Annotated in this window: 16 protein-coding genes; 6 read left to right on the forward strand and 10 right to left on the reverse strand. The window is 61.5% G+C overall.

What is annotated here, in order from left to right; translation table 11 throughout:
• Positions 1–22: 22 nt before the first annotated feature.
• A complete protein-coding gene (locus tag ACQKRQ_RS36215; protein WP_427482423.1) occupies positions 23–991 on the reverse strand; it encodes an AraC family transcriptional regulator in 969 nt (322 codons plus the stop codon).
• Positions 992–1,308: 317 nt separating this feature from the next.
• On the opposite strand from ACQKRQ_RS36215, the gene ACQKRQ_RS36220 reads away from it, so the two are divergent.
• The gene (locus tag ACQKRQ_RS36220) at positions 1,309–2,361 is read left to right on the forward strand and encodes an NAD(P)-dependent alcohol dehydrogenase (protein ID WP_132382952.1); all 1,053 of its coding nucleotides are present in this window, start codon (positions 1,309–1,311) and stop codon (positions 2,359–2,361) included.
• A 743-nt stretch (positions 2,362–3,104) separates the two neighbouring features.
• Positions 3,105–4,061: a LysR family transcriptional regulator gene (locus tag ACQKRQ_RS36225; protein ID WP_408178379.1), complete on the forward strand. Its 957-nt coding sequence runs from the start codon at positions 3,105–3,107 to the stop codon at positions 4,059–4,061.
• A gap of 41 nt (positions 4,062–4,102) precedes the next feature.
• On the opposite strand, the gene ACQKRQ_RS36230 is transcribed toward ACQKRQ_RS36225, so the two are convergent.
• Complete coding sequence (locus ACQKRQ_RS36230) at positions 4,103–5,245, reverse strand: nucleoside hydrolase (protein ID WP_427482425.1); 1,143 nt, start codon at positions 5,243–5,245, stop codon at positions 4,103–4,105.
• Between the two features lie 173 nt (positions 5,246–5,418).
• A complete protein-coding gene (locus tag ACQKRQ_RS36235) occupies positions 5,419–6,351 on the reverse strand; it encodes a hypothetical protein (protein WP_427482426.1) in 933 nt (310 codons plus the stop codon).
• Between the two features lie 124 nt (positions 6,352–6,475).
• Between ACQKRQ_RS36235 and ACQKRQ_RS36240 the strand changes: the two genes are divergently transcribed.
• From ACQKRQ_RS36240 to ACQKRQ_RS36255, 4 genes are all read left to right on the forward strand, one after another.
• Positions 6,476–7,309 (forward strand): M15 family metallopeptidase, encoded by an 834-nt coding sequence (locus ACQKRQ_RS36240; RefSeq protein ID WP_427482428.1) that lies wholly within the window; start codon positions 6,476–6,478, stop codon positions 7,307–7,309.
• 260 nt (positions 7,310–7,569) lie between these two features.
• Positions 7,570–11,454 carry a type VI secretion system membrane subunit TssM gene (gene tssM / locus ACQKRQ_RS36245; RefSeq protein WP_427482430.1) on the forward strand — a complete coding sequence of 1,295 codons (3,885 nt, stop codon included), beginning with the start codon at positions 7,570–7,572 and terminating at the stop codon, positions 11,452–11,454.
• Positions 11,451–12,443, forward strand: coding sequence for a type VI secretion system-associated protein TagF (gene tagF / locus ACQKRQ_RS36250; protein WP_132382940.1), 993 nt, complete (start codon positions 11,451–11,453; stop codon positions 12,441–12,443). Before tssM ends, tagF begins: the two co-directional genes overlap by 4 nt.
• A gap of 4 nt (positions 12,444–12,447) precedes the next feature.
• Positions 12,448–13,404 carry an OmpA family protein gene (locus ACQKRQ_RS36255; RefSeq protein WP_427482431.1) on the forward strand — a complete coding sequence of 319 codons (957 nt, stop codon included), beginning with the start codon at positions 12,448–12,450 and terminating at the stop codon, positions 13,402–13,404.
• A gap of 93 nt (positions 13,405–13,497) precedes the next feature.
• On the opposite strand, the gene tssA is transcribed toward ACQKRQ_RS36255, so the two are convergent.
• The 7 genes from tssA to tssC all read right to left on the reverse strand — a co-directional run bounded on the left by tssA (position 13,498) and on the right by tssC (position 23,032).
• Positions 13,498–14,604 (reverse strand): type VI secretion system protein TssA, encoded by a 1,107-nt coding sequence (gene tssA, locus ACQKRQ_RS36260; protein WP_427482559.1) that lies wholly within the window; start codon positions 14,602–14,604, stop codon positions 13,498–13,500.
• Positions 14,605–14,657: 53 nt separating this feature from the next.
• Complete coding sequence (tssH, locus tag ACQKRQ_RS36265) at positions 14,658–17,333, reverse strand: type VI secretion system ATPase TssH (protein ID WP_427482432.1); 2,676 nt, start codon at positions 17,331–17,333, stop codon at positions 14,658–14,660.
• A 35-nt stretch (positions 17,334–17,368) separates the two neighbouring features.
• Entirely contained in the window at positions 17,369–18,463 is a 1,095-nt protein-coding gene (tssG, locus tag ACQKRQ_RS36270) for a type VI secretion system baseplate subunit TssG (protein ID WP_427482434.1), read from the reverse strand.
• Positions 18,427–20,265, reverse strand: a complete 1,839-nt coding sequence (gene tssF, locus ACQKRQ_RS36275; RefSeq protein WP_427482436.1) for a type VI secretion system baseplate subunit TssF — start codon at positions 20,263–20,265, stop codon at positions 18,427–18,429. Before tssF ends, tssG begins: the two co-directional genes overlap by 37 nt.
• Before the next feature lie 135 nt (positions 20,266–20,400).
• Positions 20,401–20,880: a type VI secretion system baseplate subunit TssE gene (tssE, locus tag ACQKRQ_RS36280; RefSeq protein WP_007176945.1), complete on the reverse strand. Its 480-nt coding sequence runs from the start codon at positions 20,878–20,880 to the stop codon at positions 20,401–20,403.
• An 85-nt stretch (positions 20,881–20,965) separates the two neighbouring features.
• Positions 20,966–21,469, reverse strand: coding sequence for an Hcp family type VI secretion system effector (locus tag ACQKRQ_RS36285; protein WP_020070381.1), 504 nt, complete (start codon positions 21,467–21,469; stop codon positions 20,966–20,968).
• A gap of 72 nt (positions 21,470–21,541) precedes the next feature.
• Positions 21,542–23,032, reverse strand: coding sequence for a type VI secretion system contractile sheath large subunit (gene tssC / locus ACQKRQ_RS36290; protein ID WP_132382930.1), 1,491 nt, complete (start codon positions 23,030–23,032; stop codon positions 21,542–21,544).
• Positions 23,033–23,042: the final 10 nt, after the last annotated feature.

Raw genomic sequence — 23,042 nt, forward strand, 5'->3', positions numbered from 1 at the left:
GTAGCGCGGCCCGCTCGCCCGATCACACTGCGGTGACGTAACGCGCCACCGGCTTGATCACGCGCGGCGGCGGAGCATCGTAGACGGCGCGCATGCGCTTCACTTCGTCGACCGGGCTCAGCCCGAACAGACGCTTGAACTCGCGGCTGAATTGCGACGCGCTTTCATAACCGACGCGCGCCGCGGCCGCGCCCGCATTCAACCCATCCTGCACCATCAACAAACGCGCGTGATGCAAGCGCGTGGTCTTCACGTATTGCATCGGCGAAGTGGCCGTGACGGCTTTGAACTGCGCATGAAACACGGCGAGGCTCATGCCCGCTTCGGACGCGAGCGTATCGACGTCCAGTACGCCGTGGTAATCGGCATGAATTCGCCGCAGCGCTTTGGCAATGCGGCCGAAATGATTCTGATGCGTGAGCGCCGCGCGAATCGCGTCGCCCTGCTCGCCAGTCAGCACGCGATAGCAGATTTCGCGCACCACGCCGGGCGCGAGAATGCGCGCGTCGAGCGGCGACACCAGCGCGTCCATCAGACGTTGCACCGCATTGCATAGCGCCGGGTCGAGCGGCGTCGAATAGATGCCGACGGGTTCGTGCTGCGCGGCGCCGTGCGTTTCGTTCAGCGCCATCAACAATTCGGCCACCATGGTCAGATCGACGCGCACCGAGATGGCGAGGAACGGCTTTTCCGGGCTCGCCTCGGTCTCGCATTCGAATGGCAAGGGCACTGAGAGGACCAGGTACTGCTGCGCGTCGTACTGGAACACCTGATCGCCAAGAAAGCCGCGCTTGCGGCCCTGGCAGACGATCACGATGCTCGGCTCGTACATAACCGGCATACGCGGCATGCGACTATTCGCGCGCATCAGGTTGACGCCTTCGAGACTCGTGCGCGTGAGGCCCGGGGTGGGTGCGAGCGCATCGAATAATTCGACCACGCGCTGCTGGGCGGGATCGACCGAGACGGGTTCAGCGGAACGGGTTGACATGACGGTATAGTGACGTGCGAGAGAATAATGCTTGAAATTTATCACCAAACGACCTATCGCGCTCCTCACCAGGAGTTTTAGGCAAATCTTCAAGACATTCAGGTATTCCCGGGCTCCCTCCTCGCTCCTATCATGGGAACCCTGCCGGATCATCCTTTTCCGCGCTGCGCCGGGCTCGGTTGCCAATTCCAGTTTGACGAATTTGCCAGCCACCGCCCGCGCCGTGATCCCGGTTCATAACGAGGTTGGCCACATCGGCGATTCGCGTCGCCTATCGCTGGCGCCTTGCGACTTCACCCTCTTTGCTGGAGCTACCCATGAGCACGACTTATGCCTATGCAGCGACCGACGCTACCGCGCCGCTCGCCCCGTTCGAAATCCAGCGCCGCGAACTGCGCGCCCATGACGTGCAGATGGAAGTTCTGTTTTGCGGTGTGTGCCATTCCGATTTGCATCAGGCACGCAACGAATGGAAGAACACGGTGTTTCCGGTTGTGCCGGGCCATGAAATCGTCGGCCGCGTGACCGCGGTCGGGCCGAACGTGACGAAATACAAGGCGGGCGATGTGGTCGGCGTCGGCTGTCTGGTCGATTCGTGCCGCACGTGTGCGAGTTGCAAGGAAGATCTCGAACAGTATTGCGAGAACGGTTTTGTCGGCACGTATAACGGTGTCGACCGGGTTGACGGTCAGATCACTTACGGTGGCTATTCCACGCAGCTCGTCGTGGATGAAGCGTTCACGCTGCGTGTGCCGGAGAATCTCGATCCTGCTGGTGTCGCGCCGTTGCTGTGCGCGGGTATCACGACGTATTCGCCGCTGCGGACCTGGGGTGCCGGTCCTGGCAAGAAGGTCGGCATTGTTGGCCTTGGCGGGCTCGGGCATATGGGGGTGAAGCTCGCACGTGCGATGGGTGCGCATGTTGTGTTGTTCACTACGTCACCGTCGAAGATCGAAGATGCGAAGCGGTTGGGTGCGCATGAGGTGGTGATTTCGAAGAACGCCGAAGAAATGGAAGCACATTTGAATAGCTTCGATTTCATTCTGAATACCGTTGCTGCTCAGCATGATTTGAATCCGTTTTTGAATCTGCTCAAGCGGGATGGGACTATGACGCTGGTTGGTGCGCCGGAGCATGATCATCCGTCGCCGCAAGTGTTTAATCTGATTTTCAAGCGTCGCCGGCTGGCTGGGTCGCTGATTGGTGGGATTGCTGAGACGCAGGAGATGTTGGACTTCTGCGGCGAACACGGGATTACTTCTGATATTGAGGTGATTCCTATGCAGGGGATTAATGAGGCTTATGAACGGATGCTGAAGAGTGACGTTAAGTATCGGTTTGTGGTTGATTTGGATTCCTTGCGGAAGTGAGTCGGTTTTTTTAGGCTTGCGCCGTGGGTTTTTTTTGGCCTGCGGCGTGGGTTTTTTTGTAGTCGTTTTTTTGACTGTGTGCTTTGGGGTGTTGGCCTTTCCTTGAAATCACGGTGGTCTATTAGTGTTGCCCCTGTGCGGGGCGGCACCTACTTTCTTTGCTTGCCGCAAAGAAAGTAGGCAAAGAAAGCGGCTTCACACCGCTAATTCTTAAGCGGGTCCCTCGCGCAGTCGCGGCAGTGGTGCATCTGGAATCTGTGCCCTCGCACATTCAGCCCCGGTGACAAGGCCGTCATTCTTCCGGCGGCGCTACGCGCGCCCCACGGTACTTCATTAACCCACCGGGCTTTTTCGGCGTGTCGCCGAGGCGAGGCCCCACCACGCACAAACGAAGTCATTTGTTTAACCAGACCATTCCGGCGAGCGCGGAGCGCGAGGCGGGAAGTATGACTGCCGTGTCACTGTGGCGGAATGTGCGAGACGACAGATTCCAGATGCACCACTGCCGTGACTGCGCGAGGGACCCGCTTAAGAATTAGCGGTGTGAAGCCGCTTTCTTTGCCTACTTTCTTTGCGGCGGCAAAGAAAGTAGGTGCCGCCCCGCACAGGGGCAACGCTAATAGACCACCGTGATTTCAAGGAAAGGCCAACACAAAAAAAGACCACAATCCGCCGCGCAGGCAACAGCAATAGCAATAGCAATAGCAAGACAAAACCCTAAACCCTCGACTGGAGCATGAACCGTGATTGACAGAATAACTGCAATGCGCACATTCATCCGAATCGTGGACACCAACAGCTTCACCCGCGCAGCGGAATCATTGAACATTCCCCGCGCCACGGCGACCACCATCGTTCAGAATCTGGAAGCGCTATTAGGCACCGTCCTCCTCGCCCGCACAACGCGGCGCCTAAGCGTCACGCCCGAAGGCGCGGCCTACTACGAACGCTGCGCGCAAATCCTCGCCGACATCGACGAAATGGAAGCCAGCATCCGTCACGCCACGGATAACCTGACCGGCCGCCTACGTATCGAAATGCCAGGGGCCGTGGCCAGCGCCATCATCCTGCCGGCCCTGGACGACTTCCACACGCGCTACCCTAACCTCGATCTCGCCATCGGTATCAGCAACCGCACCGTCGATCTGATCACCGAAGCCATCGACTGCAGCATCCAGCTCGGCGAATTGCCGGATTCGAATCTGGTCGCGCGTCAACTCGGCACCCTCGAGCACGTGACCTGCGCGAGTCCGGCCTACCTGGCCCGCTACGGCACGCCCGCGGACCTCGACGATTTGCGTGGACACGTGGCCGTCAATTGCATGTCGCCGCATAACGGCCGCGAAGTGGACTTCGATTTCGAAGTGGACGGCGAAGCGCAAAACGTCAAGGTAAAAGGATTCGTCAAGGTCAGCGACGAACAGGCCTATCTCACCTGCGGCCTGCAAGGTCTCGGCTTGATCCAGCCCGCGCGGATCGCCGCGCAACCGTATCTCGACTCGGGACTATTGCGCGAAGTCATGCCGCAATGGAAGCCCGTGCCGATGCCGGTTTCGGTGGCCTACGTGAAGAATCGCCGCGTGTCGCCGCGCGTGCGCGCGTTCGTGGACTGGCTGGCGGAGCTGTTCGAGAAAGCGGAGCACGTCGATCAGGATCTCTCGCGTGTCCGTCAATTGCTGCGCGGCCTGCATCCCGCCTGAGGCGGGTTGCGGGCACGCAGGCAGCGCGGTAGAAAACCGCGTCAATTAGGTAACTTGACCGGCACCGGCCGCGTCAACAGATCAACATAGAAGTTAAAAAAGTTCGGATTGTCGAAGCGTTTCACCACCGTCATCTTCTGCAATCCCGCCGGCGGCGAACTCGTATAACCGGTAGCCTTGCCGTCATTCGCACCGAAGCTCATATCCACGTCCACCCACTCGTCCACGGTCTGCGTGGCGAACGAAGGATGCATCAGATACGCCAGCGTCAACGTGTCCCAGATGTTCGTCGTGTAGTTCGGGTTGGTCTCGAAGCCATTCTTGCCGTCGAAACCATAACCATTTAACGTCTTGAACAATTGCGTGATGATGGTCTGCTTCGTCGGGTCGTGCGCGACACGATCGTACAACGCCTTGTCCATCTTCACGGTGTCCGTCACATCGAGCGGAACCACCACCTGTTTGATCGGCAGACGCAACACGGCCTTCGCCGCTTCCGGATCGAACCACCAATTGAACTCGGCTGTCGGCGTGGTGTTGCCCGGCACGTCGATCGCACCGCCCATGTAAATGATCTGCTTGATTAGCGGCACGATCTCGGGATGTTGACGCGTAGCGAGCGCAATGTTGGTCAGCGGGCCGATCGCGAGAATCGTCACCTCGCCGGGATACTGCTTCACCGAGTCGACGATGAAATCCACCGCGCTCTTGCTCTGCACCTTGGTGTGGGTCGCGAAACCGTCGGGCGGCGCAACGAGATCGCTATCGGATTTCGGCTCGGGTGTATTCCATGCGCCGAGATAACCGTCGCCGCCGGGGAATTGCTTCTGCTCGCCCTGAATGGTGGCGAAGTCGTGAGACAGAGCGTAATTGGCGCCGGCATACACGCCGATCTGATTTTCAACGCCAAGCCGTTCGACCGATTTCAACGCATCCGCTACGCCCTGCTTCAACCATTGATTGCCGGAGACCACCGTAATACCAAGCACCTTCAATGAGCCTTGCGCCTGCAATTGCGCGGCCATGACGCCGAGCTGGCCATCGTCGCTCAGTGTGTTGTAGTCGCTGTCGATGATCACCTTCGGCGGGTTCTGCGCATTGATCTCGCTACCACCACACGCCGAGAGCGCCGTGACGGTCGCCACGCTTGCCACACACGTCAATGCCACGAGAAGTCGCTTCACTGATGTCTCCTTTTTTATAGCGCTGTGCCGCGCGAAGGAGGCTCATCATAGACGTAATCCAGATGAAATCAAATCGTCATGTCGAATGGATAATTCACGGAATCAGTTTGCGGCGGATGGTGGAACGCATGCGCGTCGAATGACGCGCATGGCGATTGAATGACGAAGCGCGCCTACGGCTGATGAGCCTGCTGTGCTGAACCCGGACACGCCGGATCCTTGCCCCAATGACCGTCACACACGCGCCAGCGGCACAACTGATCTTCGAAGAAGCCGCGCTGCCCGCACTCTTTCACGCGCTCGGCCAGCTTGGCATTGCCAGGCGCAGCCGATGCACTGACCTTGGTCGCCGCGTTACCGCCTGCCGCGGGTTTCGCATCCGCGGGTTTGGTCCGCGCAACGAGCGCAGCCAATAGATCGGCATCCGAATCATCTTTCGAAGCATTACCGCTCGCGCGCGTCTTCTTCGACTGAGCGACCTCGGTCGGCGCGCTCGCATGGCGATTGCTGGCCGTGGCGCTCTCCTTCTTGCCGTGGACCGCGCTCTCGTGCTTGTCCTTGCTGGCCACAGCCGTTGCGCTTTTGCCATGCTTCGCCGCCGGCACCGTGGCCGCGGAAGCAGCCGTTGCGGCTGCAACCGGCGCGGGTGCGCTGCTCGACTCCGCGCCGTCGGCGAGCGCGCGCGACAGCCGGCTGCCGTCGCTTGCGGGCGCCGCAGCGGCTTTGCTGTCGCTATCGTCGGCAACGATCGTCGCCGCTTGCGAGGAAGCGGGAGCCGGCGCCTCAGCTTTGGCGACGACCTGTGGCGCGGCGCTCGCGGCAACCGCCGCCGCGGCAGTCTTCTCTCCGCTGGCCGGCGCGGCCGCTGCCAGCGACTCGCTCTGCGTACGCTGCTGCATATGCCAGGCACCCCAGCCGCCGGCTGCGATTACGAGCAAGGCGACCAATAGAAGCGGCGCTTTCCACCGGCGTGGTTTTTCCGTAGGCGGCGCAACGCGGCCTTCGAGGTTCGCAAGAATTCGCGAACCATTGCCATCAGCGCCTTTAGCCTTATCGGATAACAGGCTAGGCGGGGCTTTGGAATTCGAACTTTCCGGCGCACTCATTCACTGTCTCATTGAATCCTGGATTATTTCGCCGTGATAATACGTTCCGGCTCGTCTCCGAGCAGGCCTGATTCTAAGAGCAAGCATTACAAAATACAATTGTTTCCAATTTCCGGGGTCGCCTTTGATTGCCGTAGTACTTCTCGCCTATTTCGCCATCGCCGTCGTGATCGCTGCAATGCTGCTATTGCCGACGGTACGCGCCTCTTTATTAGGTGCGGCGCTCACTATTCACGGCCGTGTTATGCGTGGAGCATCGCGCGCTCGCGGTCAATTAGCACGCTCGGCAAAAATTTCGCAATCGACGGCAGTCGATATGCAAAAGTTACTGGTAAAGCGGCGCTTGCTGATTTTTACCACGACAGGTATTCTTGCGACGCCTCCATTGGTGGCATTGGCTTTACGCGGCCGGCAATTATTCCAATTCGATGACACTGCACGGGTTCCGGACGAGAAAATTGCCGCGTTATTGAATGGCGAACAGCTCGTGCCCCCGCCGCCGTTGCCGCCGGAGGTATTCGCAACGCAGGAAGTCGAGCAGATCCGGCCCGCGCTTAAAGACGCGAGCCGCGACTGGAATTTGCTCGACGCCGATTTCAGAACGCGTTTATTGCTCGTGTACAAAATCATGCGCGAGCAATACGGGTATGAAATGGCTTTGCTGGAAGGTTATCGCAGTCCGGAGCGGCAAAACCGGCTGGCGCAAATGGGGGGCAACGTCACCAATGCCGCAGCGTTTCAAAGCTATCACCAATACGGTCTCGCCTCGGACAATGCCTTTTTGCGCGACGGCAAGCTCGTCATTTCAGAAAAAGATCCCTGGGCCATGCGAGGTTATCAGTTATACGGGCAGACAGCCGAACAGGTCGGTCTGACGTGGGGTGGCCGTTGGAAAATGATGGATCTCGGGCACGTCGAATACCACAAACCCGGCTTCGTCCTCGGGCGCGGTCATTAAGGCCGAATGGGTAAAAACCGGGTAATAAAGAGGTTGACATGGGGCGTTCAATCAATTTTTCTGGCAAAAAGCGGCAATGCCGCACGCATAACGGCATTGCTCCGCTCACTGTCGCCACGGCCGGCTATTGCCGATTTAACAATTCGGCCGCATTCGCTTTCGCCTGAATATGCTTTCGTTTTATTTCAAACGGCGTACGCGCGCCATGCTGCCTGCCACACCACGCGCCACAACACTCATCATCAAGACCTGAACGGCTTATGCGACGCATTCTCAACGTGTTGACCCACACACGCACGCTCTCGATCATCGGCCTGCTCGCGCTCGCTGCTGTCTTATTCATCGGCGCCGACACCTTGCAGATCGACCCGATGTGGCCGGCGATCGTGTTCGGCGCCGTGATCGCGCTGTGGCTGCTGGTGTGGATCGTGCGCCGCCTGCGCGCGCGCCGCGCGAATCGCAAGCTCGGCGAGATGCTCGAACAGCAGGCGGAGAAGCAGGCCGAAGCCGGCCCCGCGCCCACGCCCGCGCGCCAGGCCGAACTCGACGTGCTGCGCACGCGCCTCGTCGATGCGGTGAAGACCATCAAGACCTCGAAGATCGGCCAGGTCTCGGGCGGTTCGGCGCTATACGAGTTGCCCTGGTACATCGTGATCGGCAACCCCGCTGCGGGCAAGAGCAGCGCGGTGCTGAATTCAGGCTTGCAGTTCCCCTTCGCCGACAAGAACAACGCGGTGATCCACGGCATTGGCGGCACGCGTAACTGCGACTGGTTCTTCACGACCGAAGGCATTCTGCTCGACACCGCGGGCCGCTATTCCGTGCATGAAGAAGACCGCACCGAATGGCTCGGCTTTCTCGGCCTGCTCAAACGTTTCCGGCCGAAGGCGCCGATCAACGGCATCATCGTCACCGCGAGCATTGCGGAACTGACCAACAGCAAGCCCGAATTCGCAATCAATCTCGCGAAGAACCTGCGCCAGCGCGTGCAGGAGTTGACCGAAAAGCTCGAAGTGTTCGCGCCGGTGTATGTGATGTTCACCAAGGCCGACCTGATTACCGGCTTCACCGAGTTCTTCAGCGGCAGCGAGCGCCACGAATACGACCGCGTATGGGGCGCCACCCTGCCCTACGAGCCGGATGAGAAGCGCGACGTGGTCGGCCTGTTCGACGAACACTTCGAAGAGCTGTACGACGGCCTGAAAGAAATCAGCGTCGCGCAGATGTCGATTAATCGCGGCAACAAACTCTCGCCGGGTCAACTGAGCTTTCCGCTCGAATTTTCGACCATCAAGCCCGCGTTGCGCGCGTTTCTCGCCACGCTGTTCGAAACCAACCCGTTCCAGTACAAGCCGATTTTCCGCGGCTTCTATTTCACCAGCGCCTTGCAGGAAGGCGAAACCAATAGCGCCGCGGCCACGCGCATCGCCAACCGTTTCGGCCTGAGTTCCGATAGCCTGCCCAAGCCGCATAGCGCGTTTTCGAAGAACGGCTTCTTCCTGCGCGATCTGTTTTCGAAGGTGATCTTCGCCGACCGGCAAACGGTCAAGCAATTCGCCAGCCCCGCCAAGACGCGCATGCGCTATGCGACCTTCTTCGGCTTCGTCGCGGTGCTCGCGTTGGCGCTCGGCGGCTGGACCTGGTCGACGGTCAACAACCAGCAGCTCACGGCGAACGTGCAGGCCGATCTCGACAATGTCGTGCGTTTGCAGCAGAACCGCAACGACCTGCAATCGCGCCTGCAGGCCATGGACGTGTTGGAGGACCGCATCGACCAGCTCGAACAGTTCCGCCGCGACCGGCCGCTCGCGGTGTCACTCGGCCTGTATCAAGGCGATCGCCTCGAACAGCGCCTGCTCACCGAGTACTACAACGGCGTGCGTCAGATCCTGCTCGATCCGGTCTCGCAGAATCTCGCGTCGTTCCTGAAGGACGTCAACGCGCATCCCGATCAGCTCGCGCCGTTGAACCGCGCGCCGGACGCCGCTGCGATTCCGGTCTCCACGCATTCGGCCATGACAGCGAACAGCCAGGGCGGCCTGTATAGCGACGCCTCGCCGACCAACGTCGAAGACGCGTACAACGCGCTCAAGACCTACCTGATGCTGAGCGACAAGCGTCATGTGGAAACGGCTCACCTCACCGATCAGGTCGCCCGCTTCTGGCGCGGCTGGCTCGAAACGAATCGCGGCAACATGCCTCGCGACGAGATGATCCGCAGCGCCGAACGCATGATCACGTTCTACCTGTCGCGCGTTTCCGACGACGACTGGCCGATGATCGACCAGAACCTCGGCCTCGTCGATCAGACGCGTGAGAACCTGCGCCGCGTGGTGCGCGGCATGCCGGCCCGTCAGCGCGTCTACGAGGAAATCAAGGCGCGTGCGTCGACCCGTTTCGCGCCGATGACGATCGCGCGCATCGTCGGCGAAAACAATACGGCGCTGGTGGCGGGCAGCTATGCGATCCCCGGCACCTTCACGCGTGAGGCGTGGTTCCAGTACGTGCAACCCGCCATTCGCGACGCCGCCACGAAAGAGTTGCAGGCGAAGGACTGGGTGCTCAACACGTCCGCGCACGACGACCTGACGCTCGAAGGCAGCCCCGAGCAGATCCAGAAAGCGCTCGTCGCGATGTACAAGACCGAGTACGCGATGCACTGGCAGAAGTTCATGCAAGGCATTGCGGTGCAGAGTTTCGGCAGCTTCGGCCAGGCCGTGGACGCGATGAACCGTCTGGGCGATCCGCAGGACTCGCCGATCCGCAAGGTGCTCGAAACCGCGTACGACCAGACTTCATGGGACAACCCGTCGCTCTTCAACGCGAACCTGAAGCGCGCGCAAACGGGCGTGACGAGCTGGTTCAAGAACTGGTTCTCGCGTGCGCCGACCGGCCAGCTCAACGCGAACATCGACATCAACGGCAATCCGGTCGAAGTGCCGATGGGTCCGATCGGCCAGGAGTTCTCGGCGCTGGGCCGTATCGTCGTGAGCGGCGACAACGGTTCGATGCTCAAGGGCTATATGGACACGCTGTCGAAAGTCCGCACGCGCTTTAACGTGATCAAGAATCAGGGCGATCCGGGACCGGGCGCGCGCCAGTTGATGCAGCAGACGCTCGACGGCAGCGGCTCCGAACTCGCCGATTCGCTGAAGTACGTCGACGAACAGATGCTCACCGGCCTCACCGACTCGCAGCGCAAAGCCCTGCGTCCGCTGCTCGTGCGTCCGTTGATGGCGGCGTATGCGGTGGTGATCCAGCCGGCCAGCGTCGAAGTCAACAAGGTGTGGAATGCGCAGGTGTATCAGAGCTTCCAGGGCTCGCTCGCGAACAAGTATCCGTTTGCCAGCGACGCGAAGGTCGAAGCCGGCGCCGGCGAAATCGCCCAGGTGTTCGGCCCGGACGGCGCGATCGCCAAGTTCGTCGGCACCACGCTCGGGCCGCTCGCGGTGCGCCGTGGCGACACGCTGACAGCTCGCACGTGGGGCGATATGGGTCTCGCGCTCACGCCTGACTTCACCAACGGCTTCGCGCGCTGGGTAGCGCCGCTTGCAGGCGGCGCGGCCGGCGCAGCGGCCGGTCAAGGCTCGGCTGAACCGCAGACCGTGTTCCAGATCCTGCCGCAGCCGAGCAGCGGCACGACGGAATACACGCTGGCGATCGACGGTCAGCAGATGCGCTACCGCAATACGCCGCCGCAGTGGACCAACTTCGTGTGGCCGAATCCGTCGGGTTCGCCGGGCGCGACACTGAGCGCCACGACCTTCGACGGCCGCACGCTGCAACTGGTCAACGAACCGGGCCGCTACGGTCTGGAGAAACTGATCAACTCGGCGCAACGCAAGCGTCGTCCGGACGGCACGTTCGATCTGTCGTGGACGCAAGGCAGCGTGACGGTGGCGGTCAGCATGCGCATCATCAGCACGTCGCAGGCGTCGAGCGCCAGCAGCGATGCGCCGCAACAGCAGAGCCTGCGCGGCTTGCGGCTGCCGTCCTCGGTGGCGGATGTGAGCGCGGCGGCCAATTCGGTCAACGCGACCGCTGCGGGTGCGCCGGGCTCCCTGCCCGCCGCCGCGCCGGCAATGCCCGCGGCACGGCCGGCTACGGCCGCCACCGCGGTTTCGAATACAGGGGGTGCGCAATGACGCAAACCGTGCAGGCGCAAATCGCCTACTTCGGCAAGATCCCGTCGCGCGGCGACTTCGTGAAGAGCGCGCATAACCCGCAATTGCTGGCCACGCTAGACCGCTGGATCGCCGAAGCAATGGAACTGCTCACCGACGATCCGCGCTGGAAGATCGTCTACGAAAACGCCAAGCCGATGCACTTCGCGTTCCTCGGCTCGCGCAGCAAGCTGGCGATCGCCGGACATATGATGGCCAGTCACGATCAGTCGTCGCGGCGCTTTCCGTTTCTTGCCGCGACCGCGCTCGAAGTCGAAAAGCCGCTGACGTTCCTCGCGCACAGTCCGCTCGCCTTCGCGCGCCTCTGGTCGCGCGTCGCGGCGCAGATGAAGCCGCTACTCGGCGCCAGCGAACCGCCCGGCGCGCTGCAGGCGCTCGGCGAGACGCAGGTTCCCATCGAAATCGGCGCCGGTCCGGGCAATCCGCACGACGGCACCTTCAACGACTTCGTCGAACACCAGACACTCTCCGGGCTCGAACAGATGCTGCTCGCGAGCGGCCATCCGGTGCGTCTGCGTGGCGCGATGCTGGCGCTGGGCTCGCTGCTGCGTCCGGTGATGCAAAGCGGCTCCTCGCACCTTGAACGCGGACTGACCTTGCCGCTGCCGAACGATCCGTTCTACCGCAGCCTCGTTGCCGCGTTCTGGCTCGAACTGATTGCGCCGTTCGTCGCGCAGGCAGATTTCGAGCTGGCGATTTTCATCGGCACGATTGCCGAGCGCGAGCGGCTCATCATCGGCTTTAACGGCGCCTCGGCCAAGACGCTGCACAGCGTGGTCGATCCGCAGTCGTACGCGGCGCACAACATCGATATCGACGATCCCGAGTGGATCGACGAACACGCACAAAACGATCATGGCATCAGCAAGCTCGTCAGTTACCTCGATCAACCGCAACTGTCGCTGCGCGTCAGCATCGACACGTTCCGCGAAGCATTCACGGGAGCGTGACACGATGCTGAATCTCTCCATTCGCACGTCCGTGCTGCTCGCCGGTCTTCTGCTGAGCGCCCTCGCGCATGCCGACAACGACGGCCCGGCTCGCGTCACGCCGGTCGACAACAGCGGCATTTCGATACACACCACGATGCTGCCGCCGGCTTCGTCGGCGCCGGTGGGCAATGCTGGCCCTGCGGTGAATACGGCGGGACTCGCGAGCGGCACGACCGGCGCCGGCACCGGCGCGATTACCGCGGCGCCGCCGCCCGCCAACGCGACGCCGGGCCAGGTCGTGGTCGGCGGCAAGGTGCCGGACGAAGCGACCAAGGCGGCCGTGCTTGCGCGCTTGCGCGATACGTACGGCGCGGCCAACGTGGTCGACCAAATCGAAGTCGCCGATGTGGCCACGCCGCCGAACTGGTCCGCGAACGTGCAAAAGTTGATCGGCCCGCAGTTGAAGCAGATCAGCAAGGGCCAGTTGAAAATCGACGGCACGCAGATCGACGTGAAGGGCGAAGTGCACAACGAATCACAGCGCCAGCAGCTCGCGAGCGACATGGCGAATGCGCTGAACCCGACTTACACGATCAAGAACGGTCTGCGCGTGAGCGCTTCCGAACAAGGCCTGCTCGATCAGACGCTCGCGAATCGCACGATCGAATTCGAAACCGGCAGCGCGACGCTCACACCGCAAGGCCGCGCGATTCTCGATCAGATGGCCGCCGCGATGGGGAAAATGACGACCAAGACCGTCGCGATCATCGGGCACACTGACAACTCGGGCAACCGCACGTCGAATATCGCGCTGAGCCAGGCGCGCGCGGATGCGGTGAAGGGTTATCTGGTCGCGAAAGGCATCCCGCCGCAACAGATGACGACGACGGGCGTCGGTCCGGATCAGCCGATCGCGTCGAACGACACGACCGATGGACGGGCACGTAATCGGCGCATCGAGTTTCGTGCGGGATCTTGAGTTAGCGCCTGCGTGGCGGTGTGCATGAAAAAAGCCTGGCTTCGATAGATAACCGAAGCTGGGCTTTTTTGTTTGCTGCGTTGAAGGCTTTGTTCAGCTGTTCTCTTCCGGCTTCACGCCCAGCAACTCGCGAATATGCGCGAGCGATCCGTCGTCTTTCACCACGGTCGATAGCCATTGATGCAGTGGCATATCCGCTGCCTCCGCCGCCTTGTCGGCGAAATACGCGGCAGGGTTATGCGGCTCCGTCGCGCGAAAGAACTTGGCCACCGCACGCAACTGCGCGACGGCCTGCGCACGGCTCTGGATTCCTGCAATCGGGCTCGTCGGCATGGTCGTCAACACAGGTTCCTCGCGTTGCGGTGCGGTCTTGAAAGTAGGCTCGGCACGTTCGACTTCGTTGGGCGCAGGCGTTTTCGCGGGCGGCGGCGCTTCGGCGTTCACGCCCAGTTCGCGTGCAAAGCGTTCGGCTAGGCGGTAGACGCTTTCGTACGCGTCCTTCGCCTGACGGAAACTCGGCGCGGAGTCGGCGGCGCGCCGGTCCAGTTCCTGTTCGAGTGCGAGCATGGCCGCTTCGAACGCTTTAAGATCGACAAGCAGCGCCGAGTAAAACGCCGACGGCGTAGCGCGCTTCGACGCCTCGATCTGTTCGATCGACGGCTTGCCGCGCGCGATATCGTCGGCGTGATCCGGATCGCGCTTGACCGCTTGCGCGACGTGCGTGGCCACGTCCCAATCGATCGTGCTGTACGCATTGCCTTGCGACGACGTGAGCGGCATGGCGCGCAGCAGATCGCCGGTGCGGCCGACCAGCCACGCGACGTTGCCGAGACGATATTCGGTGTCGTCGCCTTCCGGCAGCGGATGCACGTGATCCCAGTAGCGCTCGCAAAGCCCCGTCAACAGCGCGTAGCCCTGCGAAAGACCATTGATGCCCTCGTCGATCGCGAGTGCTTCAGTGAGCCACACGGCGAGGCGCAAATCCTTGGTCTGCGTTTGCAGCAGACTGCCCGAACGCTCGACCACAAAAGGCCAATCGGCCTCCTTGATCTCCGTGACCCATTCGCCCTGATCCAGCGACGGGTCTTCGAAACGGCGCGCGTGCTGAATCGCATCGAAATCCGCTGAAAACAGCAGATCTTCACCACAAGGCGAGGTTTCGCTGAGCGGAGCCAGCAACGTGTTCAGATTGATCGGCATGAAAGAAAGCAATAAGTATCCGGTACGGCATTAAAACAGATTGGCGCGTCCGTTCACACCACCGTGTAATCGAATTCGCCGGCCTCGCTCGCGCGCACGGCAATGCGTTCGATCGTCGCGCCGTTCGCCACACGTTCCAGCACCTGTTGCGCGATTTCGGGCAATAGCGTGCCGTTCAGAATGTGATCGACGTTGCGCGCGCCGGAGTCCACCTCGGTGCAACGCGCGAGCACCGCATCGACCAGCGACTCGTCCCACTCGAACACCGCTTTGTGATTCGACTCGATGCGGCGGCGAATCCGATCGAGCTTCAATTCGATGATTTCGGCGAGCACGTCGTCGGAAATCGGATAGTACGGCACCACTTTCATGCGGCCGAGAAATGCCGGTTTGAACGCTTTGTACAGTTGCGGACGTAAGGTCTCCGCGAGTTCGTCGGCGTCGGGCAACTCTTCCGCGCTCTTGTTCAGGCAGGCCTGCATCACCGCCTGCGAGCCGACGTTCGAAGTGAGAATGATCAGCGTGTTGCGGAAATCGATCTCGCGGCCTTCGGCGTCGTCCATCGTGCCCTTGTCGAACACCTGGAAGAACATTTCGAGCACATCGGGGTGCGCCTTTTCGACTTCGTCGAGCAGCACCACGGAATACGGATTGCGGCGCACCGCTTCGGTCAGCACGCCGCCCTCGCCGTAACCGACATAGCCCGGCGGCGAGCCTTTCAGGCCGGATACGCTATGCGCTTCCTGATACTCGCTCATGTTGATCGTGACCATCTTGCGTTCGCCGCCATACAACACGTCGGCCAGCGCGAGCGCGGTTTCGGTCTTGCCGACGCCCGACGGGCCGACGAACATGAACACGCCGCGCGGTTTGTTCGGGTCTTCGAGATTTGCGCTCGCCGTGCGCACGCGCTGCGCGATCGCGTCGAGTGCGTGGTCCTGGCCTATCACGCGCGCGGCCAGCAGCGGTTGCAGGTTCAGCACGGTCTGGATTTCATCCTTGACCATGCCACCAAGCGGAATGCCGGTCCACGAGGCGACGATTTCGGCGACCACGTGGCCGTCGACCTGCAACGGCACCATCGGTTGGCTGCCTTGCAAGGCGTGCAATTCGGCTACGCGCGTGCCGAGCGTTTCGCGCGCCTGCTGTGCCTTGTCGGCTTGTTCAGGGTCCGCGCTGCTCACGCGCGCCGCGTCGATGTCCGCGCGCAAGCCGACGATCTCCGTCACCAATGCGCGTTCCTTGTCGTAGCGTGCTTCGTCTTCGGCGAGATCCTTCAGGTCTTCTTCACGCAGGCCGCGCAATTCGGCGAGCCGTTCGTCGTGCAGCGCGCCGCTCGCCACTTCGCGTTCCAGCGCGGCGATTTCAGCGTCGATACGTTCCAGGCGCTTCTTCGTGTCGTCGATGGCTGCGGGTGTCGAACTGTGCGCGAGCGCGACTTTCGCACAAGCGGTGTCGAGCACGCTGATCGCTTTGTCCGGCAGTTGCCGGCCGCTGATGTAGCGATGCGATAGACGTACCGCTTCAGTGATCGCATCGTCGAGCACGCGCACGTTGAAGTGCTTTTCCATCAACGTGGCCATGCCGCGCAACATGGCCGCGGCGAGCATCTCGCTCGGCTCCTCGATCTTCACGACCTGGAAACGCCGCGCGAGCGCAGCGTCTTTCTCGAAGTACTTCTTGTACTCGCTCCATGTGGTGGCCGCGATGGTGCGCAATTCGCCGCGCGCCAACGCCGGCTTCAGCAGATTGGCCGCATCGTTCTGCCCCGCCTGGCCACCAGCGCCGATGATGGTGTGCGCTTCGTCGATAAAGAGAATGATCGGATGCGGACTCTTCTTCACCTCGTCGATCACGTTCTTCAGGCGGTTTTCGAACTCGCCTTTCACGCTCGCGCCGGCTTGCAGCAAACCCATGTCGAGCACGTGCAGCGCCACGCCTTTGAGCGGCGCGGGCACGTCGTCGGCGGCAATGCGCAGCGCGAGACCTTCAACCACCGCCGTTTTACCGACGCCCGCTTCGCCTGTCATGATCGGATTGTTCTGGCGGCGGCGCATCAGAATGTCGATGGTCTGGCGAATCTCACCCTCGCGGCCGATCACCGGATCGATCTTGCCTTCACGCGCGCGCTGCGTGAGGTTGCTCGTGTACGTGTCGAGCGCGGGCGTTTTAGACGGCGCGCCCGGCGCGGTATCGGTCGGCGTCCCATCGTCCGCGCCGCTTTCCGCGCTTTGCGTCTCATTGCTGCGCTCGACTTCGCGCGAACCCGCGGTCAACTCATCGAACTTGTGCTTCAGGTCGGTCACGCGCACGTCGCGCAGCAACGGCGACATGCGCTCGGCGAATTGCGCGAGATCCGGCGCGGTCAGCAGCGCCAGCAGAAGATGTCCCGAACGGATCCGCCCGATCTGCGAATCGAGCGACGCAATCAGCCACGCCTGTTCGAGCAGCTCGATCAGATGCTTCGAAAATACCGGCGTGCGCGTATTGCCGGTTTTCAAACGCTGCAACTCGCGCTCGAGATCCGCGCGCAATGCGTGCATGTCGATCCTGCTCGCGCGCAGCACCAGCGCGACGTCGCTCGCTGGTTCGTCCAGCAGCGCCAGCAGCAGATGCTCGAGGTCGACCTCGTAGTGACCGCGCGCAAGACAATTGTTCGCCGCCAGCAAAGCCGCCTGCCGGCAGCTCGGGTTCAGTTTGGCGATCAGGGTATTGAGGGACGTGCTCATGTCGTGCGGTCCGGGTCCGGGTTCTGTCGTTATGGTCAGTGAATCACGTGCAATTCGTAGCGGGCATCCGCGCGATCACGGTCGGCTTCCTTCGTGCACAGGAACGCGTCCCAGCCGAGGCGCGCGCCCTTGCTCAACAGGCTCGGTCCGACGGCCTCGCGGCGCAGCACCAGCGACACCTCGTATTCGAGCGTGACGCCCGCGAGCAGCGTGAGCATGCGTTCGAGCGCCACCGCGCGATCGGCGCCCGGTAAAAACGCTTCATAGTCGGCCTTGTCGAGCGGTCCGATCACGAGACGCGCGCGCATGTCGCGTTGCCAGACGCGCTCGCCCGCCAGCGCGGTCGCGCCGAGCGTCGCGTTGACGCTGCCGAGCAAGGTCAACTGATCGCGTGGCACGTCGTACCATTTACCGATGAACTGCTCGACGCGCACCGGCACCTTGAAGTACTCCGACAGCGTGCGTTGCAAATAAGCCGCCGATACCGGCCGATGCCGCGCAGCCAGCGCGTAACCGGCAATCGCCTCGTCGAATAGCGCGCCATCGCCGCTTTGCAGGCTGTTGCGCGTATCGTCGTCGGAGACGCCGGCGAGCGCGAGCAGCAAAGGCAAATAGCGTTCGTCGCGATCCAGCTCGTAGTGAAACGGTAAGCGGTATTTCTTCCACGCCGCGTAGAACAGCGCCGTCGCACGATTCGAAAACACGTCGAAAAACTCACGCGCGGCGCGATCCCGCTTGATCTGCTCACGCGCGATGATCTGCTCGGTGTAATGCAGCGGCAACGCGCCCTGCCCGCCGAGCAAACCGAAAAAAGCCGGTGTGATATCGACCTTATCGAGCGAGCCGTTTTCGAGCGCCACCGTGCGTTGTGCTTTTTCCTTCAGCGCCGCGCCTGCGTCGTCGTAAGACTGCGCGCCGTGAATCTCGCTCGGCGGAAACGACATCGACAGCGAATTGCGAAAGGCAATCCGCTGCGCGACGATTTCGCCGGGACGTCCGGTGTGGGTTGGCGATTGCTGCGCGAACCACTTCTCGAGAATCCGCACCGCCTGAAAAAACTCGAAGCGATGCGGCTCGTCGAGAAGCTGCTCGACTACGCCAGGATCGATTCGCCGCTGCGCGGTTTGCATCGCAGAATCTCCTCGCCAGTGCGCTTCGACACGACGACCAGTTGCACAAAGCTGTTCAGATGCACGTACAGCCCAAAAAACGTGTCGATCACGCGCACGAACGACGCGAGACTCGTGCCGACGAAATGCTCTTCGTCGATCGTCAAACGAATCTCGATGCCGCGCACGAACGTGGCGAACGGTTTGCCCGGCAGCCATTGCACGGCGGCGCGCTGTTCGATGCCGACCAGCCCGTCGATATGCCGCGCGGACACCGCCGTGCGCCGCAAGTCGTAGAGCACGAGCATTTCCTTGAGCGCCGACAAGCCGCTATTCGCGAGCGATACGTGATTCAACGCCAGATGCGAGATCAGCCGCCAATGCGCGGCGCGTCCGCGCTCGAAGCGCACGCTCGGCGTAGGCCGGCGCAGCATCGAGATGCTGCCGGTCAGCGAGCCGCCTTCGAGAAACAGATCGCCGCCTTCGAGTCCCACCGCGAGGCCCGCGGGCAAATCGCGATTGGTACACGTCAGATCGAGACTCAAGGTATCGGTTTGCGGCGCGGCCGGTTCGAAGTCGATATCGACGATCGAGATTTCAGTCTCGTAGCCGGGGCTTTTCTGCGCGACCCAATCATTGCGCCGTGCGAACCAATAGTGACCCGCACGCGCCGCTTCGCCGTGATGCAATGAATAGAACGGCCGGAATTCAATCACCGATTCTTCATGCGCCTGTTGCCTGACGAGTTTCACCGAATCGATCGAATAGACTTCGTAGGCAAACGCGCGGCGCGCTTCGGCAATCACCGGATACGAAATCGCCTGATGGCTGATATGGATCGGCTCGCCGTGCTGTTCGAACAGGTTCACCACCGGCGTGCAGAACAGGCGGAAATGATGCGCGGCCAGTGAATCCAGCAGCCGCGCAATGTGCGAGTCGCTGCGCACTTCCTTCAACACGACATGCAGCGTCAAACGCTGGCAGCGGCCGCTTGTGCGTGTCATCGCCGCCAGATCGAAGTCGGCGAAGTTGAATTTCTCGGGGAACGCGAAGTATTCGGTCAGCAACCGGTAAGCGGGGTGCGATTTGGCCGGATAGTCGATCAGCGCGTCTTCTTCGTCGAAACCGGCTTGCACGACCGGCGATTCGCGTAATTGCTTCCACACGCCGCGACGGTCGGTTTCCACGTAAGTGGCCATTCCGTTGATGAACAGGCAGTCCGCCAAGGCCGCGATAAAAGACTGCTCGCCATGCAGATGCGTGCGCAGTGTGCCGACTTTCAGCGCGGAGAGATCGAGTTGCGCCGCCGTCGATTCAAAAGTGATCGACACGATCGCCGTGGCATTGCCCGGCAGCACGGTGGCACTCGGCGCCATCGCCACCGACGTGTATTTCGCCTCCGAGATGCGGATCGGCGCCAGCGTCACGTCGTAGGCGGTACGGAAACGGCATTGCACGCCACGAATGGGCCGCGACTTGAGTTCGGTGCCGCGTTCGACCCGAACCGGTTCGGTCAGATGACTCAGCGCGGCGGACGTGCCCAACTGAGCAATCGAGCACGACGGAAACGGCCGCAGGTAGTGCGGATACAGCACTTCCAGCAGCGCTTCGGTGAATTCGGGGTAATCGTCGTCGAGTTTCTTGTTGATGCGCGCGCCGAGCAGTGCGAACGATTCGATCATCCGCTCGACGTGCGGGTCCTCGCAGTGTTCGCCGGACATGGCCAGACGCGCCGCGATCTTCGGGTAGCGCTCGGCGAAGTCGCGTGAATAGCGCCGCAGAAATGACAACTCGCGCTCGTAATACGGCAGCAATTCTTCCATCGATCTATCCCCGGACCTGAAGCCTCTCCGCCCAAACTATCGCCACCGTCGCGCGTAACGGCTGCGGCAAAGCGGTACACAAAGCAACTGCTAGACAACGCCGCTACGCGAATGCAGCGGTTGAAATTTCTGCTACTACAGCTTCGCGCGTGCGCGCGTCACCGAGTATTGCAACGTGGAAGGCTGCAGCATCGCATCGAAACTCACCGGTTCTTCCGCCGGGTGGACCACCAGCAGCGCCTGAATCGCGAAGTTCAGCGCATTGGTGGATTGTTCGTTCAATTCGAGCGTGACCGCCACCTGCTGCAAGCGCGGCTCGTGCCGCGCAATGGCCTGTTGAATCGATTTGCAAATGAAGGTGCGGTCGTAATGGCTTGCGAGGCTCAGGCCCGCGAAATCATTCAGACCGTACGTGAGCACCGAGCGCTGGCATTCCGGCAGCGCCGCCAGTTCGTGCTCGGTCAGCGCAATGCGCGTATTCAGGATCGCCTCGACGTCGCGCGCGACCGTGCTCTTCAATTCATCCAACGACAATTGCCGCATCGCCGGGGAAGCCGGCAGATGCGGTTCGTCGTCGAACAGCTTGTCGAGAAAGCTGGGTTCGAAGCGTTTCATCAGCGTCCGAAGAAACGGATCGATGCAAGGCACACACTGTGAGCGACAACCCTTTCGAGCCCCGCGCGCCGCGTGCACCCGTGCATCAGACCGCGTACGTCTTGTCGTTCTTCGTCAGGCTCCACGCGCCTTGCGCGTTGCCGCCCTGGTTGCCGCCGATCTTCTGCTGCGTGTACTTCCACTGCACGGCGGCGTACTTCAGCGAGAACTGTTCGGTCGGCAGGCCTTCGCCCACCACGCTCGGCGTCACGCTCGAAATGATCACGTACTTGAGTTTGACTTCCAGGTACTTGATGCGATTGCCTTCGCCATCCGAACGCATGAAGTCGATCGTGACTTCGTCGAACGTCGTGCCGCCGGACGCGTGTTGGTAGATCAGCGGGCTGACCACGTCGATGTCTTTCGTGAACTGCATGTCGGCATGTTCGCAACGCTCGGAGGTGTGACCACCTGCGGTCGAGGCGGTTGCCGAACGCGGTTGCGTGATCGAGTGGCTCCACGAATCGATTTCGATCCAGCCGGCGTGATCCTTATCGGCGGACTCGCCCTTGATCGCCGGATTGCCGAATTTTAAATAGATATCCTTCATAACTCATCGACTCCCCAAAGAGGTGGTTTTAACAGCCAACCCGGGCGGCCAGCGCGGGTTAGCTGACTTGCTTTATGAATTAGCCGGTTTCGGCAGGTCAGCGACAAGCCGCAAAGAGATCGACAGCTCGTCCAGTTGAAAGTGCGGGCGCAGGAATGCGACCGAACGATACGCACCAGGCTTGCCCGGAATCTCCGAGACCTGTATCGATGCCTCGCGCAGCGGGAACTGCGCCTTCTGCTCCTGCGTCGCGTTGTCGTCCAGCAGCACGTACTGCGAGATCCAACGGTTCAGGAATACTTCGACGTTCTGTGCCGATGCAAAGCTGCCGATCTTGTCGCGCATCATCGCCTTCAGGTAGTGCGCGACGCGCGATACCGAGAAGATGTACTGCAATTGCGCGGACAACACTGCGTTGGCATTCGCGCTGTCGGTGCTGTATTTCTTGGGTTTCTGCACCGATTGCGCGGCGAAGAACGCGGCGTAGTCCGAGTTCTTGCAGTGCACGAGCGGAATGAAACCGAGGTCGCTCAGTTCCTTTTCGCGGCGGTCGGTAATCGCGATTTCAGTCGGGCATTTCAGCGCGACTTCGCCGTCGTCGGTCTTGAACGTGTGGGTGGGCAGATCTTCCACCAGACCGCCGCCTTCCACGCCGCGAATCGCCGCGCACCAGCCGAAGTCGTCGAATGCCGCTGTCAGGCGTGCAGCGAACGCCCATGCCGCGTTACACCACAGGTATTTGCTGTGATCCGTGCCGTCCACGTCTTCGACGAAGTTGAAACCCTCGGCCGTGGCGCCGTCTTTCGGATTGAACGGCAGGCGGCCCAGAAAACGCGGCAGCGTGAGACCGACGTAGCGCGAATCTTCGGCGTCGCGGAACGACTTCCACTTCGCGTATTCGACCGTGTCGAACACCTTGCCGAGATCGCGCGGCTTGCCGAGATCGGCAAAGGTTTCAAGGCCCATCAATTCGGGCGACGCCGACGCGATGAACGGCGCATGCGCGGCCGCCGCGACGTGTGACATCTGCTCGATGAAGTACATGTCTTCGGGCTGGCGTGTCACTTCGAAGTCGCCGATGATCGTGCCGAACGGCGAGCCGCCGAACGTGCCGAATTCTTCTTCGTAGATCTTCTTGAAGAGCGCGCTCTGATCGAATTCGATCGCCGTCTTGAAGTCGCGCACCAGGTCGCGCTTGGGCGCATGCAGCGCCTTGATCTTGACCGTTGCGCCGGTATTGCTTTCCTTGCACAGATAGTCCAGACCGCGCCACGTGCTTTCCATGCGCTGGAATTGCGGCGCGTGCATCACCGCGCTCAACTGCGCGGAGATCAGGCGGTCGAGTTCGGCAACGCGTGCGTCGATGGTAGCCGACAGGTTGTCGGACACGACCACGGTGCCGTCGAGCACCTGATGCACGAGTTCGCCGATCAGGTCTTTCGCGCGCGCGTGCTCGGAATCGGACTTCGCCACGCGGCTTTTCTCGACGATTTCGTCGAGCAGCGTGGATTCCGTACCGCTTTGCGCGGTAGCGAGTTGGGCTGCTGCCGTTTGCTGATTCATCTCACACCCC

It is taken from the genome of Paraburkholderia sp. NPDC080076 (assembly GCF_050281145.1).
Lineage (GTDB): Bacteria > Pseudomonadota > Gammaproteobacteria > Burkholderiales > Burkholderiaceae > Paraburkholderia.

Coding starts and splice junctions, on each gene's coding strand:
- ACQKRQ_RS36215 (WP_427482423.1), bottom strand. CDS start 991: ATGTCAACCCGTTCCGCTGAACCCGTCTCGGTCGATCCCGCCCAGCAG.
- ACQKRQ_RS36285 (WP_020070381.1), bottom strand. CDS start 21,469: ATGAAGGATATCTATTTAAAATTCGGCAATCCGGCGATCAAGGGCGAG.
- tagF (WP_132382940.1), top strand. CDS start 11,451: ATGACGCAAACCGTGCAGGCGCAAATCGCCTACTTCGGCAAGATCCCG.
- tssF (WP_427482436.1), bottom strand. CDS start 20,265: ATGGAAGAATTGCTGCCGTATTACGAGCGCGAGTTGTCATTTCTGCGG.
- tssH (WP_427482432.1), bottom strand. CDS start 17,333: ATGAGCACGTCCCTCAATACCCTGATCGCCAAACTGAACCCGAGCTGC.
- tssE (WP_007176945.1), bottom strand. CDS start 20,880: ATGAAACGCTTCGAACCCAGCTTTCTCGACAAGCTGTTCGACGACGAA.
- ACQKRQ_RS36235 (WP_427482426.1), bottom strand. CDS start 6,351: ATGAGTGCGCCGGAAAGTTCGAATTCCAAAGCCCCGCCTAGCCTGTTA.
- ACQKRQ_RS36220 (WP_132382952.1), top strand. CDS start 1,309: ATGAGCACGACTTATGCCTATGCAGCGACCGACGCTACCGCGCCGCTC.
- tssM (WP_427482430.1), top strand. CDS start 7,570: ATGCGACGCATTCTCAACGTGTTGACCCACACACGCACGCTCTCGATC.
- tssA (WP_427482559.1), bottom strand. CDS start 14,604: ATGCCGATCAATCTGAACACGTTGCTGGCTCCGCTCAGCGAAACCTCG.
- tssG (WP_427482434.1), bottom strand. CDS start 18,463: ATGCAAACCGCGCAGCGGCGAATCGATCCTGGCGTAGTCGAGCAGCTT.
- tssC (WP_132382930.1), bottom strand. CDS start 23,032: ATGAATCAGCAAACGGCAGCAGCCCAACTCGCTACCGCGCAAAGCGGT.
- ACQKRQ_RS36255 (WP_427482431.1), top strand. CDS start 12,448: ATGCTGAATCTCTCCATTCGCACGTCCGTGCTGCTCGCCGGTCTTCTG.